The sequence below is a fragment of the Thermocrinis jamiesonii genome (assembly GCF_000702425.1).
Taxonomy (GTDB): domain Bacteria; phylum Aquificota; class Aquificia; order Aquificales; family Aquificaceae; genus Thermocrinis; species Thermocrinis jamiesonii.
Window position 1 is genome coordinate 336,065 of record NZ_JNIE01000002.1, and the last position, 16,900, is coordinate 352,964.

The window sequence follows — 16,900 nt, forward strand, 5'->3', positions numbered from 1 at the left end:
TTATTTGTTTAACCACTGCATAAAGTAGTATATCATCCATCCTGTAATGGCAACGTAAAGCCACACAAAAGCAGTTACTGGGGCAATCTTTTTGTGCTTGTCAAAGAGTCCTTTAAAGGCATACCTGAGAGTTATCACAGCAAGAGGAAAGTTGATAATAGCTAAGATCGTGTGTGTCCAAAGTATGAATAAAAATAATCCCTTGTATGGACCAGTGTAAGGCTGAGGTGGATACAAAAGGGTCTTTATCACATAAAGTAATACAAAAACAAGAGCAAAGATTGAGGCGTTTATCATAAAGAACTTGTGAATGTCCCTTTTCTTAAGCTTTATGAATATAAGCCCACTTAAGATTGACAATCCGCTTATGCCTATGGTTATAAGACTAAGATAATTTATAAGCGAGTATATCATGACAGGTGTAATATGAATGAAAATTATAACACAAAATCGGGCAATCAGGTATAATGTAGGATAACAAAAAGGAGGGAGATTGGAATGAGCGGATGCTGTGAGAAGAAGATAATTTATGTGGGCGTGAGTGCTGGTAAGAATAAATACTTGTTAGATAGGTTAATTGAGCACTTTTGTGCAATGAGCGCGTTGAATAAGAATATTATTGAAAGAGTGTGTGAAAAAGCGCACGAGAATATCTACTACTACATGAACCCTTATCTTTGGCATCCAGATGTGGAGGTGGTTGTTATAACATTGGAAGGTATACAAGAAAAAAAAGTATCAGAAATAGAGAAAATATTAAGCAACATAGCTAAAAAAATAGATGAGAAATTGCAGAACAGGGGGATAAAAGAGAATGATTTAAAAGAGACCTTGGAGAAAATAATAAAAAAAGAAGCCTTGGAAAAAATAATAAAAACATTGGAATGTGAAAAAGCAAAAAAAGTATTAGAAATAAAGGAAATATTAAACAACATAGCTGAAAAAATAGAGGAGAAATTGCGAAACGGAAGGATAAAAGAGAATGATTTAAAAGAAGCCTTGGAGAAAATAATAAAAGAAACTTTAGAAAAAGCCTTAAAAATAGACGCAATAAAGAAAAAAGACATTAAAGAAGGAGATGAAGTAGAAGAGCTGGAGAAAAAAGAAGAAGAGCTGAGGATAGAGGAACTGAGGCAAACAATAAAAAAAATAAAAAAAATAATAGAAAAGTCGGGAAACAAAATAGGAAAAGAAACAATAGAGGAAATAATGAAAGAGATTGAAGAATTAAAGCTGAATTCAAAATTAAACTCTATAGTAAAGGATGCGTTTAATCTTCCTCTTAAACTTGAACTTACCGATATATTAGAAAAAATCCTCATTAGCATACTAAATCCAGAGCTAAACAAGAGCAAGGGGGATATATTAGAAGAAGTCCGTCAATTAGCTTTGCAGAGTTCTATCTCGGAAGACTTAAAGTCATACCTGTGTAATTATGGCTTAAAAATAAGAGAAATAGCATGTCTCAAAGAGTTGTTGAAAAATTTAAAAGGATTCTACGTGATAAAACACAAAATGCTACCCGAGGAGTTTGAAGATACCGAAGAAGCAAAGAGATTTAGGGAATTCACTATGGATATATTTTGCGAATTTTTAAAAAAGAAAGAACGAAAAGCTTAAGGAAGATAACAATTTTTAATCAATCCCCCGGGACGACCTACTTTCCCGTGCCGTTCGCCCGGCACAGTATCATCGGCGCTGGAGGGCTTAACTGCCGGGTTCGGAATGGAAACCGGGTGTTTCCCCTCCGCTATGGTCCCGAGGGAAACTTGACAAATCAATTTTTCAACAGATAAATTAGTGGCAACTCAATAGGTCTTTCTTCCTGTAGGTGTGCAAGTCGAACGGGCTATTAGTACCGCTCGGCTTCACCCATTGCTGAGCTTCCACCTGCGGCCTATCAACGTGGTAGTCTCCCACGGCCCTTCAGGGAGTCCTTATCTTGGGGTGGGCTTCGCGCTTAGATGCTTTCAGCGCTTATCCCGTAGCAGGATGGCTACCCGGCGCTACCTCTGGAGAGATAACCGGTACACCAGAGCCTGCCCCGTCCCGGTCCTCTCGTACTAGGGACGGACCCCCTCAAGACTCCTGCGCCCGCGGCGGATAGGGACCGAACTGTCTCGCGACGTTCTGAACCCAGCTCGCGTCCCCCTTTAATGGGCGAACAGCCCAACCCTTGGGACCTGCTTCAGCCCCAGGATGGGGGGAGCCGACATCGAGGTACCAAACCTCCCCGTCGATGTGGGCTCTCGGGGGAGATTAGCCTGTTATCCCCGGAGTAGCTTTTATCCGCTGATCACCGGCCCTTCCCCGTGGAACCGGTGGGTCACTAGGCCCCGCTTTCGCGTCTGCTCGGCCTGTCGGCCTCACAGTCAGGCACCCTTCTGCCCTTGTACTCTACGGCGGATTTCCGACCCGCCTGAGGGTACCTTTGGACGCCTCCGTTACTTTTTAGGAGGCAGCCGCCCCAGCTAAACTGCCCACCTGGCACGGTCCCCGCCAAGGATAACTTGGCTGGGTTAGAGTCTCAGCTTGTCCAGGGTGGTATCTCACCGGCGCCTCCATCCCTCCCGGAGGAGGGACTTCACAGGCTCCCACCTATCCTGCGCAAGACAAGCTAAGACTCAATACCAGGCTGCAGTGAAGCTTCACGGGGTCTTTCCGTCCTGCCGCGGGTAGCCGGCGTCTTGACCGGCATCACAATTTCGCCGGGACTCTCCTCGAGACAGTGCGGCACTCGTTGGGCCATTCATGCAGGTCGGAACTTACCCGACAAGGAATTTCGCTACCTTAGGACCGTCAGAGTTACGGCCGGCGTTTACCCGGGCTTCGGTTCAGGGCTTGCACCCTTCCCCTTAACCTACGGGCACTGGCCAGGCTTCAGACCACATACATCCCCTTACGGGTTTGCGTAGTCCTGTGTTTTTGGTAAACAGTCGGCACCGCCCGGTCTCTGCGACCCACAGAAGCTTACGCCGAGGAGGCTTCACTTCCGTGGGCCCCCCTTCTTCCGAAGGTACGGGGGCAACTTGCCGAGTTCCTTGAGGAGAGTTCCCCCGACGCCTTAGGCTACTAACCCAGCCCACCTGTGTCGGTTTCCGGTACGGGCAGCGGTGCTTCAACGCCAGCGCCGTTGTTTCTCGGCAGTGTGGCGTCAGGAGAGTTACCCCATCGGCTCTCGGAGTATGGGGTGACGGATTTGCCTGCCACCCCCTCCTACTACCTTGGACCGGCATTCCATAGCCGGCTCTCCCTAGCCTCCTGCGTCACGACTCTGGCTCCACACCGCTGGCGCGGGAATGTTGACCCGCTTCCCATCGGCTACGCCTTTCGGCCTCGCCTTAGGGTCCCGGCTAACTGGCGGATGATTTACATTGCCGCCAAAACCTTGGGCTTCCGGCGGACAGGTTTCTCACCTGTCTTCGCTGCTACTCATGCCAGGATTCTCACTTCCCTGCAGTCCATCCCACCTTACGGTGAGACTTCAGCCCACAGGGAACGCTCCCCTACCGCTCGCTTACGCGAGCCCGCAGCTTCGGTACCGGGCTTAGCCCCGCTAAATTTTCGGCGCACGGCCGCTCGGCCGGTCAGCTGTTACGCACTGTTTAAAGGATGGCTGCCTCTAAGCCAACCTCCCGGCTGTCTTAGCAGCCGCACATCCTTCCCCACTTAGCCCGGATTTTGGGACCTTAGCTGGCGGTCTGGGCTGTTTCCCTCTTGTCCACCGGAGCTTATCCCCCGGGGACTGACTGCCACCCTACCTATCCCGGCATTCGGAGTTTGGCAGGGTTCGGTACCTCTCTCGAGGCCCTAGCCCAACCAGTGGCTCTACCTCCGGGAAGGAACGGGTGACGCTAGGCGTCGACCTATTTCGGGGAGAACGAGCTATCACGGAACGCGATTGGCTTTTCACCGCTACCCACACCTCATCGGACGGTTTTGCAGCACCGACCCGTTCGGGCCTCCAGACGGCATTACCCGTCCTTCACCCTGGGCATGGGTAGATCGTTCCGCTTCGCGTCTGCCCCCAGCGACTTAACGCCCTATTCGGACTCGCTTTCGCTACGGCTTCGCCTAACGGCTTAACCTCGCCGCTGAGGACAACTCCCTGGCTCATTTTGCAAAAGGCACGCAGTCGGGCCCAAAAGGACCCTTCCACTGGCTTGTGGATCTGGGGTTTCAGGTTCTATTTCACTCCCCTTCCGGGGTTCTTTTCACCTTTCCCTCACGGTACTATACGCTATCGGTCTGCCCGGAGTACTTAGCCTTGGAGGGAGGTCCCCCCTGATTCCCACGACCTTCCACGAGGGCCGTGGTACTTGGGATCGTATCCCCGGGAGACTTCTCACCTTTCGCCTACGGGGCTTTCACCCTCTATGGCGGAGCATTCCAGCTCACTTCGGCTAGGTGGAAGTTTTGTAACTCCCTGAGGGGTTGGCAGCCCCCTCCGGATACGTCCCGCAACCCCGCACGAGCTAAGGCTGCCACCATGGCACCCGTGCGGTTTGGGCTGGTCCCCTTTCGCTCGCCGCTACTCGGGGAGTCTCGTTTTGATTTCCTTTCCTGGGGCTACTAGAATGTTTTACTTCGCCCCGTATCGGCTCCGCTTTACGCGGATGACAGGGCTCAACACCCTGCCGGGTTTCCCCATTCGGGCATCCGGGCCTCAACGGCATTTTGCGCCTCCACCCGGCTTATCGCAGCTTTACACGCCCTTCATCCCCTCGGGCAGCCGAGGCATCCACCCCAGACCCTTACTAACTTGCACACCTACAAGGAAGAAAGACCTATTCAGTTGCCAATTTGACATGGGCCCATTTAAGAGCCCACAGCCTGCTTTGTAAGCATGGAGATGGAGGGATTTGAACCCTCGACCTCCTGCTTGCAAAGCAGGCGCTCTCCCGCTGAGCTACATCCCCTTAATGCCCCAGACAATGGGCCTCGGTGGACTTGAACCACCGACCTTGCCCTTATCAGGGGCACGCTCTGACCAACTGAGCTAGAGGCCCTGCGGGATTGACAACTCAATAGGGAGGAAGAACCCACTTTGTAAGCCTGAAACTTTTTCTCCGTTAAAAAGGAGGTGATCCAGCCGCAGGTTCCCCTACGGCTACCTTGTTACGACTTCGCCCCAGTTGCCAGCCTTCCCATCGTCCCCTGCCTCCCTTTCGGGTTAGCTCGGGGGCTTCCGGGAAGACTGACTTCCGTGGCGTGACGGGCGGTGTGTGCAAGGCCCGAGAACGTATTCACGGCGGCTTAGCTGATCCGCCATTACTACCGATTCCGGCTTCATGAGGGCGAGTTTCAGCCCTCAATCTGCACCATGACCGGGTTTGAGGATTGGCTCCCCATTACTGGGTCGCATCCCATTGTCCCGGCCACTGTAGCGCCTGTGTTGCCCCGGGCATAAAGGGCATACTGACCTGACGTCATCCCCACCTTCCTCCGGCTTATCGCCGGCAGTCCCCTTAGAGTGCTCCCCTTCCGGGGTAGCAACTAAGGGCAGGGGTTGCGCTCGTTGCGGGACTTAACCCAACATCTCACGACACGAGCTGACGACGGCCATGCACCACCTGTGGTGGGATTCTGTCCAGAGGACAGCACCCCTCGCTTTCGCAAGGGTTTCCCACCATGTCAAGCCCGGGTAAGGTTTTTCGGTTAGCATCGAATTGAACCAGACGCTCCACCGGTTGTGCGGGCCCCCGCCAATTCCTTTGAGTTTCAGGCTTGCGCCCGTACTCCCCAGGCGGGGCGCTTACCGCGTTAGCTGCGGCACCGCCACAAGGACGACGCCAAGCGCCCATGGTTTACGGCTGGGACTACCCGGGTATCTAATCCGGTTTGCTCCCCCAGCTTTCGTCCCTGACCGTCAGGACAGCTCCAGCAGGCTGCCTTCGCCTTCGGTGTTCCTCCCGATATCTACGCATTTCACCGCTACACCGGGAATTCCGCCTGCCTGAGCGTGCCTCAAGATGGGCAGTTCGTTTCGCCGTTCCACCGTTGAGCGGTGGGCTTTGACGAAACGCTTACCCATCCGGCTGCGGACGCTTTACGCCCAGTGAATTCGCGCAACGCTCGGGACCTACGTATTACCGCGGCTGCTGGCACGTAGTTAGCCGTCCCTTCCTCTGGGGGTACCGTCATGGCCCGAGATTATTCACCCCGAGCCACATCGTCCCCCCCGACAGGAGTTTACACCCCGAAGGGCTTCTTCCTCCACGCGGCGTCGCGGGGTCAGGCTTTCGCCCATTGCCCACGATTCCCCACTGCTGCCCCCCGTAGGGGTGTGGGCCGTGTCTCAGTCCCACTGTGGCCGACCACCCTCTCAGGCCGGCTACCCGTCGTAGGCTTGGTAGGCCGTTACCCCACCAACTACCTGATGGGCCGCGAGCCCCTCCTTGGGCGGTAGCATGCCCTTGCGGGCAGAGGCCACCTTTCACCGGGAAGTCTTAGTGACCCCCGGCAATATAGGGTATTAGCCTTCCTTTCGGAAGGTTATCCCCTTCCCAAGGGTGGGTTACTCACGTGTTACTCACCCGTTTGCCGCTGAGGGGCTCATCACCCCTCCGCACGACTTGCATGTGTTAGGCACGCCGCCAGCGTTCGCGCTGAGCCAGGATCAAACTCTTCATAAAAACCTTGGGTTCTTCCTCCCTATTCAGTTGCCAATATGACAAGGGGCTTTTTATACCCCTCAACTTCTACCTTAGTTTCTAAAATTAATTATATATCAGTTTGTGAAGGATGTCAAGTCCTTTTACAAGGGGCCTACCTTATCAACCCCTCAAGTACATATATTACTTTAATACATTCCACCTACTTTGTCAAGTCCTTTTGAGGCTGTTCGAAAAAATCCTTCAGGCAGTGCTGAGTAGTTATAATAAAAGCCTGATGTATGTAAGCGTGCAGTTTAAACTCCAGCTAAACAGTCCTGACAGAGAAAAGCTTTTGGAATTAATGCGTAAGCAATCATCCGCCATAAGGTCAGCTTATAAACTACTGAAAACCAAAAACTTCCATAACCAAATATACCAAAAGCTGAGACAACTTTTTCTTGACCTACCTACCAGATACATAGACTCTGCTATCTACAAAGCAAAACAGTATCCAACAGACAAAAAAGTTGTGTTTGGCGGTAAAGCCCTTTTTGAAAAGCTCTGTAAAAACAGAGACGAGAAAAGTAGGGAAAAGTTAAAAAGAAAGTGGAAGGAACAAAGACAGGGAACTTTAATAAGCGTAGGATCAAAGGCAGATAAAGGCAACAGACTTATGAGGTTTGAAAGCATAAACGGAGAACTTCTTTTAAGGATTACGGTAAGTGAGAGAAAGTTCATTTACGCAAAGGTGTTAAGGGAACCAAGCAACGCAGAGGATAAGTGGAACACATTTTTGACTATGCTTCAAACGAGCTGGCAAAGTAAAGTTTATTTCCCTTACACAGTAGAGCTAAAGCTAAGGGATGGAGAGATTTATGGGAATGTAAGTTTTGAGATACCAACTCTAGAGGTATGGCTAACCAAAGAGTATGGAGTGATAGCCATAGACACAAACGCAAGCCCTTTGCATTTAGCATTAGCAGAAGTAAGCCCTGATGGAAATCTTTTGAGCTATCAAACTATTAGCTTACACGAGTTTATCAGCTTTCCAAAAAACAGAAAAGACTACGAAGAGTGGCTTTTGGCACACAAGATAGTAGAAATAGCAAAGGAGAAGGGAAAGGCAATAGCTATAGAAAACTTAAAGAAAGTCAATAAAGGCTTTAGAGGAAACGGAAAAGCAAACCTAAGGAAAAGACTACATCATTGGAACTTTAAGAGCTTGCTCTCAAAGATTGAAAGAACCGCAAAACTAAACGGAGTAGAAGTTATCAAAGTCAATCCCGCTTTTACTTCTGTGATAGGAGCACTAAAATATGCACCACAGCTTGGGATAGACAAAGACATAGCGGGCGCATACGTGATAGGAAGAAAAGCATTAGGTTTTAAGGAAGAAATCCCAGAGAACTACCTAAAACTTCTTTCAGACAAGGAATACTTGGAGTATGCAATCTGCACTTACGAAGAGAAGGAAAAAGAGCTAAAAGAACAGCTTAAAAAAGAAACAAACCAATACAAAAGAAATGCCATAAACTCTGAGCTAAAGCAAGTTCAGAAGGCAAAGGACTTGCTTTTAGAAAAACTTAAAAGCCTTCAGGACGAGCCAAGTTCCTGTGAGGCCGTCAACGGAAGGAATCCCAAGCGGGGAGAGACTAAGAAAGTCTCTCAAAGTGCTTGGCAAGTTCTGAGGGTAGCCTTCCTCTTCCCTGTTCTTGGAAAGGTTCTATCGAGGGACCTTTCCCCTCTGAAGCCAGTGCTTGTGGAAGGGGCGTGGGACAGGGTAAGGAGAAGGTTAGTCCCCTTAGAGGTTGGGGGGGGGACGTCCCAATGAGGGGTTTTTCGAACAGCCTCAGTCCCTTTGAAAGGCTGTTCTAAAAATCCACCGAATACCTTAAAAATAGGTTAAAGCATAAGGCAGTGGATAAGGCAAACAAAAATAAATAGATTACAAGTAACTAGAAGTTCCAAAGAATAGCACAGGCAATAGCCATCTTCCTTGCTAAATCCTTTCTCAAAAGATTAAAGCTTGAGCCAACCTTTTGCTTTATGCTCCCAAACAACTGCTCTACCATATACCTAACCTTCCCATACCTTTCCCAATTTTCCTTTGACAGCTTCCTTAAAGGATGTTTAATACTCATCCTTATTGTTTCCTTTGTCCTTACCGCCGGTTTTAATCCTTTATCTAAAAGAGCTTGTATGATATTAGCAAAGTTTGCCCTTGTCCGCTATAAAAGGTAATCCTTTTTGGGCTTCTAACCTACTTAATACTTTCCTTAACATCTCAATCTCACTCTCATAAACTCTTCCAGTTTCTACCACCATTATTATCTTTCTTCCATCCTCATCTACCACCGTTACCACTTCAAGCCTAATGTGAGCCTGAACAGTTCTTATTTGTGTTTAGTAAGGGCATAAGGTTTTTTCAAAGGTAATCTGCTTCTTCTTATAAGGACCTTTTTTATACCATAACTTTCCTAAAGTGGCATTTTTCGAACAACCTCCTAAACCCTATTGACAAGCTATCTAACCATATTTATAATCATTTTGGAGTAAATATCTTTAGAGGAGGTGTAAGCAATGAAAAAGTTTCTATTACTTGGAGTGGCTAGCTTAGCTGCATTTGTGGTGTCATGTCAACAAAAACCTGCTGAGCAACCAGCGGAGCAACAGCCTACTGAACAGCAGCAACAACCTGCAGAACAACAGCAACCAGCTGAACAACAACAATCTGCTGAACAGCAACAACCTGCTGAACAGCAACAATCTGCTGAACAACAACAACCTGCTGAACAACAACAGAAGTAATCTAAGCCTTTGGAGGGGGATTTCTCCCTCCTCTTAAAAATTGGAGGTCGGGAATGTATGCCATAATTGAGAGTGGTGGTAAACAGTATATGGTGTCTCAAGGGATGCGGTTAAGGGTAGAAAAGCTTCCTGTTCAGGAGGGGCAAACTGTTGAATTAAAGCCCATACTTATCGGAAAAGAAGGTGGAGAAATTCGGTTCAACACAGGTAAGGTTATCGCAGAGGTGGTAAAGCACGGAAAGGGAAAGAAAGTGATTGTGTTTAAATTTAGAGCTAAGAAAAATTACAAAAGGTGGAGAGGACATAGACAGCTTTTTACTGAGCTTCTAATAAAAGAGATAAAGGAGGAGTAATATGGCATCTAAGGCAAGTGGCGGATCAACAAGAAACGGTAGAGATAGTCACTCAAAGAGACTGGGTGTTAAAAGATTTGGAGGTCAATTTGTGCGTGCAGGAAATATTTTAGTAAGGCAAAGGGGCACAAAGATATATCCAGGTCAAAATGTGGGTATGGGATCAGACTTTACGCTTTATGCTCTGGTAGATGGTATAGTTAAGTTTGAATCCAGGAAAAATAAAAAGTTTGTCAGTGTTATACCTTTAACTCAATAAAGGTAGTGAGCAGTTTTTTGATTTTCTATTCAAGGTGTGTTATATTTATCTCCATGGATAGTATTACGCCTGACAAAATCTAAAGCCAAGGGGTGCAAAAGGACTTTCCAGACAAGTCTCCGTCCTACAAGCGGGTTATTTGGATAAGTATGGTTAAGGAAAAATGGGATGGGACTTTTATACCTTTTTCGCAACAGTTATATAAACGATTCCTAAGAGCTTTTTATGTATATTTGTTATTCTAAAACCTGCCTTTTCTAGCTCTTTTTTAAGTTCTTCCTCTCCAACGCTATTTTTCAGCGAATGTATGAAAAAATCCCATTTATCTCTTCCAAACAGGACAATCCCTACAGGTTTCATAGGGTATTTCATAAAAAATACCAACATTGGCGTTAACCAAAATCTATTAATGTCCAATATGGCTAATTTTCCGTCTTTTGCAAGCACTCTGCTTGCTTCTTTCAGAAACTTATCTCTATTGTATAAGTGCCTATATACTAAGGACAGAGTTAGATTTTTGAAACTACTGTCTTTAAAGGGAAGTTCTTCTGCATCTGCAAAGATAAAATAGCATTCCCTACATTTTCCTTTTGCCATTTTTAGCATCTCAAAAGAAATATCTATACCCACCTTTAGTCCTTTAAATTTTGATCGCACTAACACTTCACCAGTACCTGTGCCAACATCTAAAGTGTTACCTTCATTATCAAGTAGGCTCAGCATATTACTTTGCCAGTTTTTTATTTTTCCAAAGGTCACAAGGTTCAAGAAAAAGTCGTAATATTTGCTTACAGAAGAAAAAACTTCTGAAACTGTATTCTTGAAGTTGTTCGACAAACCTCTCATTGGGATGTTTTCTCAACCTCCAAAGAAACTGACCTTCTTCTCACCAGAACATGGGAGGAATGCCAAGCACTTTGACAGGTTCTTACTAGTCCATGCTTGGGATTGCTTGGCTCACTCTGAAGGCTGTTATGTTTGAACTGCACGCTCACATACATCTCAAACTTTTATTATAATAACACACACGCTGGGTGAGAAATTACCTATTTCTCATCCGACTTATAAACTACTTTAAGGGCATAATCTATGAGTATTTGAATTGGCTTTCTGTTAAGATTTGGGTCCAAGAAAGGAACAGCATAGGGAGAGGTGTTAAGCTTTCTAAGGTCTTCATCCGATAGGTTTTGTTCTATCTTTTTTCCTGCCTTTGTTCCCCCTAATTTTCTTCCTACAGCCTTCGTATTCTGAAGGTTAAAGCCTAAGATCTTTAAAGCCTTCCTAACTGCAAGGGAAGAGGTGTAAGACACCCATACACCCTCTGGCTTTAGAAAGCTCGTCACCCTTTTTAAAAAGTCCAGACTCCAAAGTTCTGGATTCTTGTATGGGGAAAAGGCATCATGGAAAATAGCGTCCGCTTGAAAGTCCTTTACCTCTTGAACTTTCTCCCTTGCGTCACCTAAAAGAAGCTTAAAGCTTATTCCTTCCTTTTCAAACTCAGGCAGATTATCCCAAAGCATGCGCCAATAAGGTCTGTACTCTTCAGGTGGAGGTAAAACTTCTTCAAGCAGTGTTTTTTCAAAAGAAAGAATCTGAATATTCACCTTTTTGTTTATATCCCTTAACTTTTTAATAAGAACTGCGGTGTTGTATCCTAAACCAAAACCCACATCCACCACCGTTATAAGCTTTGCACTTTCTGCCTTTTGGAGAAGGTCTGAAGGCTCTATGAACTTTTCTATGCATTCTGTAATTGCACCTGCGGTTATGCTGTGGTAAGGCTCTCCATAGTTCTGATCTACAAAAGTAAAAGAGCAGTCTTTGGTTTTGACCCAACCTTTACCTTCAACCGAAGGTTTTAACCAACCCTTTAAGGTTTTCAAAACTTCCCTTTTTTGCCCTTCTTCTAAGCGGTATCCTTCTTCTATCAAAAACTTTTCTAACTCTTCTTCAAGTAGTTGATCCCTCTTCGTCAAGGTAGAAAACATTGTCAGATATTACTTCGTTCCACCTTTTAAAACCAGGGAGGACTTCCACTCTGTACCAGGCGGATTTATACCATATGGTTTTGGGATCTTTTTTCACAGGCGCCAGCTCTGCTGCCTTTGTTTCCTTATGGTAATCCCAAGTTATATAGTGATTGAAGTCCTGCACTATGTCAGTTATGGCTACTCCAAACTCCGATGTTAGGGCTATCTGAAAGTCCCTCCAGCGGAAGACGGAAGAATCTCTAAGTGTTAGACCAAAGTAACCCACTCCTCCCTCTTCTCTGAGAGTTGCTATTCCCCTTCCTATGAAGGCTCTGAAGGCTGGCAAAGTCTCCGGTGGATCAGACACGAAAACGTCAAACTTTCCCAGCATTTCCTGTGGAAACGGATTTCTTAGGTCCCAAACCCTTGCCTCCGCATTGTCTATGCCAAGCTCTTTGAATATTCTGTTGTCAAAGTCAATAAGCCTTTTGTCTATGTCTATAACCAACACGCTCCTTGCCTTTCTTGTTAGCGCAATTGCCAAGCCTGTTAGGTCATCCTCCGCACCAAGCACTATTATGTCTTTGTTTCTCAGGTCTCCACGGGAGTCAATAAAGAGCACTCTTGCTATGGTGGTCTCTGGTGTAACAGATCCTTGGTCATAATCCCTTATAGCCTTTGGTCTGTCTTTGGTTAGCTGTATAAACTCTCTGTATAGCTCTATATCAGCATAAAAAGGTATGCCCCTACCTTCGCAAGCTTTACAGGTGTAATCCGTAAAGGGCTCTATTCCCAGCTCTCTAACAAGGTCAAAGCCCTTTTGAGTTAATCTTAAGTTTTCTTCGTCGTCTATAAACAAAATGCCTTCTTCTATAAGCACCTTTACTATACCGGATGCGGCAGGCACCGGCAGGTCAGACATATCTATAATTTCCCAAAAATCTCCACTTTTTTGAACTGCGGACAGCACTGCTTCTACATTCCTTTTGTAAATTCTCACTCCACTTAGCTCTCTTGCCCTATTGGCAAGTTCTACCAAGGTTTTCATGCACACCTCCTAAAATAGGCTTAGATGTTTTATTTTAACACAGGCGTTGCAATAAATTGTAAAAATAGATTTGCGTAAAAGCCATAAACTTATTTTGTATGACCTAGGTTTTCTGTATCTTACTCTTTGATGGAGATGTTTGACTATGCTGTCGTAGGAGGAGGTGTTGGTGGTGTGCTGGCCTCTGCTTTGCTTAGCAAGCTTGGTAGGTCCGTGATCCTTTTTGAGAGCCTTTCTTATCTGGGAGGTTGTGCTGGCACCTTCAAAAAGGATGGTTTTTATTACAACGCGGGAGCTACCACCATAACAGGCTTAGAAGAGCCTATGCCTCTGGGAAAGATACTAAGCTTTCTTGAGGTTTCTCCAGCTTTAAAGGAACTCCCTATGTCTATGCAAGTGCTTGTGATGGATAAAAGGATCAATCTTTGGTGGGATTCTGAAAGGCTTTTGCAGGAGTTGGATAGCAACTTTAAAGGAGTGGCAAACTACAAACTGCTGTCTGAGTTAAAAAGTTCTTCCCATAGGCTTTGGCAAACTCTTTGGAAGTTCTTACCTTTTTCTGGATACACCAGCATATTAGGGTTCTTTTTAAGACATCCCTTTGAAGCTATACAACAACTGCTCTGGTATGCAAGAGGTGGTCAAACTTTCAAAAGTTATATAGCCGGACACCAAGATTATCGGCTGTTGCTTGACTATATATCTTTAATAACCTCCCAGGGATTTTTGAAAGAAGTGTCTTACGCGGTTGCCCTTTTGGGCCTTTCCTATCCTATAAACAAAACTTACTACTCCTTTGGTGGCATGTCCAACCTGATTGAAAGCATAGCAAAGGTTATACCAACGATATACAGAAAAACCACTGTTTTTAAAGTGATCAAGGCTGATGGGTACTTCCTGCTGGAAACATCCAAGGGGCAGTTCAGAGCAAAGAGGGTAATACTAAACACGACCATCTGGAATTTAGAAGACCTTGTAGAAATAGATTCTGTAAAAGAATTTTCAAGAAAGGCTAAGAGAGTTTATTCCAAAGCCTGGTCTGCAATAACCCTTTATGCAAAGGTAAAAAAAGAACGTGCTAAGGACCTTCCCAGCCACATACTTATCTTGGAAGAAGAGCCCCTTAGCGTGGGCGGGACCAAGGAGCTTTTCCTTTCTCTTTCTTTGCCCGAAGATAGTACAATGTCTTCCCAAGAGTATCTGAGCTTGACTGTATCCACACACGCGCGTCCTGAACTCTGGGAAAACATAACGAAGGAAGACTACGAAATGCGAAAAGAACTCATCAAGGAGGAGATATTATGTAAAATTTACAAAAAGCTTCCAGCTTTAAAAGGTGCAATACAGAATGCCTTTGTGGGTACGCCAAAGACCTTTGAAAGATACACCAAAAGATACAAAGGTTTGGTGGGAGGAGTTCCTATGGTTCGCAAGTATTTTCCCTTTCGCTATCCACTTCCCTTTACAACGGTGGATGGCTTATTCTTGGTAGGTGATACGGTCTTCCCCGGTCAGGGTCTGCTGGGAGTTTCGGTAGGAGTAATAAACCTTCTGCTCTCTATAGAAAAGGACTTTAGAAAATGCTGGAACTACGCTTAAGAGAATGGGTATACATAATGCTTTTTGCCTTGCTGATGGGCGCCTGCATGGGCACCTTTGTCGGCTTTCTGATCTCAGATAGCTGGCCTACTTATGCTCTTTCTGGAGCTATTATAGGTTTTTTCATATTTATCCTATCCCTGATTACCACCGAATTAAACAATAGGGTCCTTATAAAAAGGATACCTAAGCTCCTTAGAATACCATTTAGCCTCGCACTTGCCTACCTTTCGGGATTTTTCGGTGGTTATATAGGCTACATACTTTGCAGGTACATTGCCCTTCTGGACATTGAACTTAAACAGTTCCAGTTAATAGTTTCTTTGAACGTTCTCGGAATACTTACCGCATCGGTTGGTTTTTTGATATATCTGATAGTAATTTCTAAAAGAGAATGGGAACGACTAAAGCTTAGATTAGTTACCCAAGAGCTCAAAAACTTAGAGCTTCAGATAAACCCTCACTTTCTTTTCAACATCCTAAACGCCATAGCGGAGCTGGTTTCCACAAACCCAGAGGAGGCAGAAAAGGCGTTGATTAACTTTTCCAAGTTCTTGAGGAAAACCCTCTACTCGGACTTCCTTATCACCCTCAGGGAAGAACTGGAAAACCTAAAGGAATACTGGAGTATAGTTAAACTTAGAGTAAGAGAAAGAGTAAGTCTTGAAATACAAACGCAAGAAGACGTAGATTTAGAGGTGAAAGTACCCAAGTTTTGTGTGCAGATGCTTGTGGAAAACGCCCTAAAACATGGATTAAAGTGGCAAGCTGGAATTATAAAGGTGGTTGTAAGGCAAAAGGATAGAAAGCTTTTCATCGAGGTGATGGACAACGGCGTAGGATTTAATAATCTAAAGGAAGGTGTTGGACTTAAAAATGTAAAAGACAGGTTAGCTTTAATAGGCGGGAAGCTTGATTATTACAGAGAAAGAGAGTTTTCGGTATTCAGAGTAGAGATAAGTCAAAGCACTTCAAGCCAAAACAGGTTTATCAAGTCAAGTCCCTGAATTGCAACAGCCTCCACCTTTCCAAACATAAAATATCTGTCTAACTGAAGACTACCCTTTGGAAGATGATACTTTATACCATTTTGGTAGTTAAGAATCCTCGCATCCTCTTCCACAAGCTTTGGGTAATCTTTACCAAGAACAAAAAAGTTCAGTTTACCAAAAACTGTTTCCACAAAAATTTTACTTGGTACGTAGTCAAGCTCAAATACTAAGCTATCGTATAAGTTCAAAAAACCACCTACCTTACCGTCATAGATGACCTGTTTCATAAGAAACAAGATCTGTACTTACAGCAACTTTTGTATTCTTGTTTTTACAGATAGATTTTGTTTTATGTCTATATATCAAAGAACTCTCTCAAGTTCTTTGCTCCTTCTCTACTGGTTTCTATTGTATCGTTTATGTCTTTAAAGAAGATTCTGTATTTGCTTTGCTCCCCAGATTTTAGTTTTGCAACCTTGTTTAGATTAACTAAGTAGGATCTGTGCACTCTGAAGAAATTGTAATGTTTTAGAGCATCTTCCAGCTCGTATAGTTTTTTTGAAATGGGATAAAATCCCTCTTTAGTTCTTATTTCCGATTCTCCAGAATCTGCCTTTATGTAATATATGTCTTCTGGTGAAAGGAGCACAACAGTAGTGCCCATCTTCACAGGAATGATGAAATTTATCTTTTTTAAAAAGTTATCCAAAACTTGTTTGTTTTGCTCTCTTCTACTTAGAGCTTTCTCTATGGCTTGGATAAACTCATCCTTTGTGAAAGGTTTAAGAAGGTAATCTACTGCATTTAGCTTGAAGGCTTCCACTGCGTACTCTTGGTAAGCTGTGGTGAATATTACTGCAGGAGGCTTTTCCAAAGACATGGACTCCTTTGCTACCTGAAGACCGTAACCATCTGGTAGCCTTATATCAAGTATCAAAACGTCTGGTTTGTAAGCGTGTAGCTTTTGAATAGCTTCTTTCACAGACTGAGCAGTTTCAAAAGACTCATAACCAGCCTCCCTGAGAAATCTGATTATTCTTTCCATTGCCAAAGGTTCATCTTCTACTACAAGCATTCTACTCATGGAATATAAATTTATAAAACATTTGTTTCATCTGAATCTAACTTAATTTTCATTTAGCTACTGATATTTGCTGTTTATTGTTTATTTTTTGTTTTCTTGGGGGGGAGACCCCCAGAACAGGCTTTGGTGGTTTTCTGCTCAGCTAGCGGACCATCTGCCCAGGAAGAAAACTAAAGTGATTCCGATTATAT

Annotated in this window: 15 protein-coding genes, 2 tRNA genes and 3 rRNA genes; 7 read left to right on the forward strand and 13 right to left on the reverse strand. The window is 45.0% G+C overall.

Features of this window, described 5'->3' with window-relative positions; genetic code table 11:
* On the reverse strand, positions 1 to 414 hold the full coding sequence (locus K217_RS0101885) for a DUF420 domain-containing protein (protein WP_029551445.1): 414 nt from the start codon (positions 412 to 414) through the stop codon (positions 1 to 3).
* 84 nt (positions 415 to 498) lie between these two features.
* On the opposite strand from K217_RS0101885, the gene K217_RS0101890 reads away from it, so the two are divergent.
* Positions 499 to 1,620 carry a hypothetical protein gene (locus tag K217_RS0101890; protein WP_029551446.1) on the forward strand — a complete coding sequence of 374 codons (1,122 nt, stop codon included), beginning with the start codon at positions 499 to 501 and terminating at the stop codon, positions 1,618 to 1,620.
* Positions 1,621 to 1,644: 24 nt separating this feature from the next.
* Here K217_RS0101890 and rrf read toward each other — a convergent pair.
* From rrf to K217_RS0101915, 5 genes are all read right to left on the reverse strand, one after another.
* Positions 1,645 to 1,764, reverse strand: a 5S ribosomal RNA gene (gene rrf / locus K217_RS0101895).
* A gap of 67 nt (positions 1,765 to 1,831) precedes the next feature.
* Positions 1,832 to 4,768: ribosomal RNA gene (locus tag K217_RS0101900) — 23S ribosomal RNA — on the reverse strand.
* 79 nt (positions 4,769 to 4,847) lie between these two features.
* Positions 4,848 to 4,919: transfer RNA gene (locus K217_RS0101905), tRNA-Ala, on the reverse strand.
* A 16-nt stretch (positions 4,920 to 4,935) separates the two neighbouring features.
* Positions 4,936 to 5,009: transfer RNA gene (locus K217_RS0101910), tRNA-Ile, on the reverse strand.
* Between the two features lie 67 nt (positions 5,010 to 5,076).
* Positions 5,077 to 6,635 (reverse strand): 16S ribosomal RNA (locus K217_RS0101915).
* The 16S, 23S and 5S rRNA genes sit together here with 2 tRNA genes alongside, the layout of an rRNA operon.
* Before the next feature lie 256 nt (positions 6,636 to 6,891).
* Here K217_RS0101915 and K217_RS0101920 point away from each other — a divergent pair.
* On the forward strand, positions 6,892 to 8,427 hold the full coding sequence (locus tag K217_RS0101920) for an IS200/IS605 family accessory protein TnpB-related protein (RefSeq protein WP_029551447.1): 1,536 nt from the start codon (positions 6,892 to 6,894) through the stop codon (positions 8,425 to 8,427).
* 124 nt (positions 8,428 to 8,551) lie between these two features.
* Here K217_RS0101920 and K217_RS0101925 read toward each other — a convergent pair whose 3' ends face one another.
* Together K217_RS0101925 and K217_RS07700 are read right to left on the reverse strand one after the other, a co-directional pair.
* A complete protein-coding gene (locus K217_RS0101925) occupies positions 8,552 to 8,800 on the reverse strand; it encodes a hypothetical protein (RefSeq protein ID WP_155991091.1) in 249 nt (82 codons plus the stop codon).
* A gap of 1 nt (position 8,801) precedes the next feature.
* The gene (locus K217_RS07700; protein ID WP_197017585.1) at positions 8,802 to 8,951 is read right to left on the reverse strand and encodes a hypothetical protein; all 150 of its coding nucleotides are present in this window, start codon (positions 8,949 to 8,951) and stop codon (positions 8,802 to 8,804) included.
* Between the two features lie 225 nt (positions 8,952 to 9,176).
* Here K217_RS07700 and K217_RS0101935 point away from each other — a divergent pair, with 225 nt between their 5' ends.
* The 3 genes from K217_RS0101935 to rpmA are packed head-to-tail and all read left to right on the forward strand — an operon-like array spanning position 9,177 to position 10,016.
* Positions 9,177 to 9,404, forward strand: a complete 228-nt coding sequence (locus tag K217_RS0101935; protein WP_029551449.1) for a hypothetical protein — start codon at positions 9,177 to 9,179, stop codon at positions 9,402 to 9,404.
* Positions 9,405 to 9,457: 53 nt separating this feature from the next.
* Positions 9,458 to 9,757, forward strand: a complete 300-nt coding sequence (gene rplU, locus K217_RS0101940; RefSeq protein WP_029551450.1) for a 50S ribosomal protein L21 — start codon at positions 9,458 to 9,460, stop codon at positions 9,755 to 9,757.
* Position 9,758: 1 nt separating this feature from the next.
* Positions 9,759 to 10,016, forward strand: coding sequence for a 50S ribosomal protein L27 (rpmA, locus tag K217_RS0101945; RefSeq protein ID WP_029551451.1), 258 nt, complete (start codon positions 9,759 to 9,761; stop codon positions 10,014 to 10,016).
* Positions 10,017 to 10,193: 177 nt separating this feature from the next.
* Here rpmA and K217_RS0101950 read toward each other — a convergent pair whose 3' ends face one another.
* The 3 genes from K217_RS0101950 to K217_RS0101960 form a co-directional block, all read right to left on the reverse strand.
* Entirely contained in the window at positions 10,194 to 10,862 is a 669-nt protein-coding gene (locus K217_RS0101950; RefSeq protein WP_029551452.1) for a class I SAM-dependent methyltransferase, read from the reverse strand.
* 200 nt (positions 10,863 to 11,062) lie between these two features.
* Positions 11,063 to 11,992 carry a tRNA (5-methylaminomethyl-2-thiouridine)(34)-methyltransferase MnmD gene (locus K217_RS0101955; protein WP_231476970.1) on the reverse strand — a complete coding sequence of 310 codons (930 nt, stop codon included), beginning with the start codon at positions 11,990 to 11,992 and terminating at the stop codon, positions 11,063 to 11,065.
* The gene (locus K217_RS0101960; RefSeq protein ID WP_029551454.1) at positions 11,967 to 13,034 is read right to left on the reverse strand and encodes a bis-aminopropyl spermidine synthase family protein; all 1,068 of its coding nucleotides are present in this window, start codon (positions 13,032 to 13,034) and stop codon (positions 11,967 to 11,969) included. The genes K217_RS0101955 and K217_RS0101960 overlap by 26 nt, the downstream gene beginning before the upstream one ends.
* 129 nt (positions 13,035 to 13,163) lie before the next feature.
* On the opposite strand from K217_RS0101960, the gene K217_RS0101965 reads away from it, so the two are divergent.
* Entirely contained in the window at positions 13,164 to 14,633 is a 1,470-nt protein-coding gene (locus tag K217_RS0101965) for a phytoene desaturase family protein (protein WP_052178035.1), read from the forward strand.
* Positions 14,615 to 15,640 (forward strand): sensor histidine kinase, encoded by a 1,026-nt coding sequence (locus K217_RS0101970; RefSeq protein ID WP_029551456.1) that lies wholly within the window; start codon positions 14,615 to 14,617, stop codon positions 15,638 to 15,640. Before K217_RS0101965 ends, K217_RS0101970 begins: the two co-directional genes overlap by 19 nt.
* Here the strand turns inward: K217_RS0101970 and K217_RS0101975 are convergent.
* Together K217_RS0101975 and K217_RS0101980 are read right to left on the reverse strand one after the other, a co-directional pair.
* Positions 15,595 to 15,912 (reverse strand): hypothetical protein, encoded by a 318-nt coding sequence (locus K217_RS0101975; RefSeq protein ID WP_029551457.1) that lies wholly within the window; start codon positions 15,910 to 15,912, stop codon positions 15,595 to 15,597. The genes K217_RS0101970 and K217_RS0101975 overlap by 46 nt on opposite strands.
* 68 nt (positions 15,913 to 15,980) lie before the next feature.
* Complete coding sequence (locus K217_RS0101980) at positions 15,981 to 16,709, reverse strand: LytR/AlgR family response regulator transcription factor (protein WP_029551458.1); 729 nt, start codon at positions 16,707 to 16,709, stop codon at positions 15,981 to 15,983.
* Positions 16,710 to 16,900 lie beyond the last annotated feature (191 nt).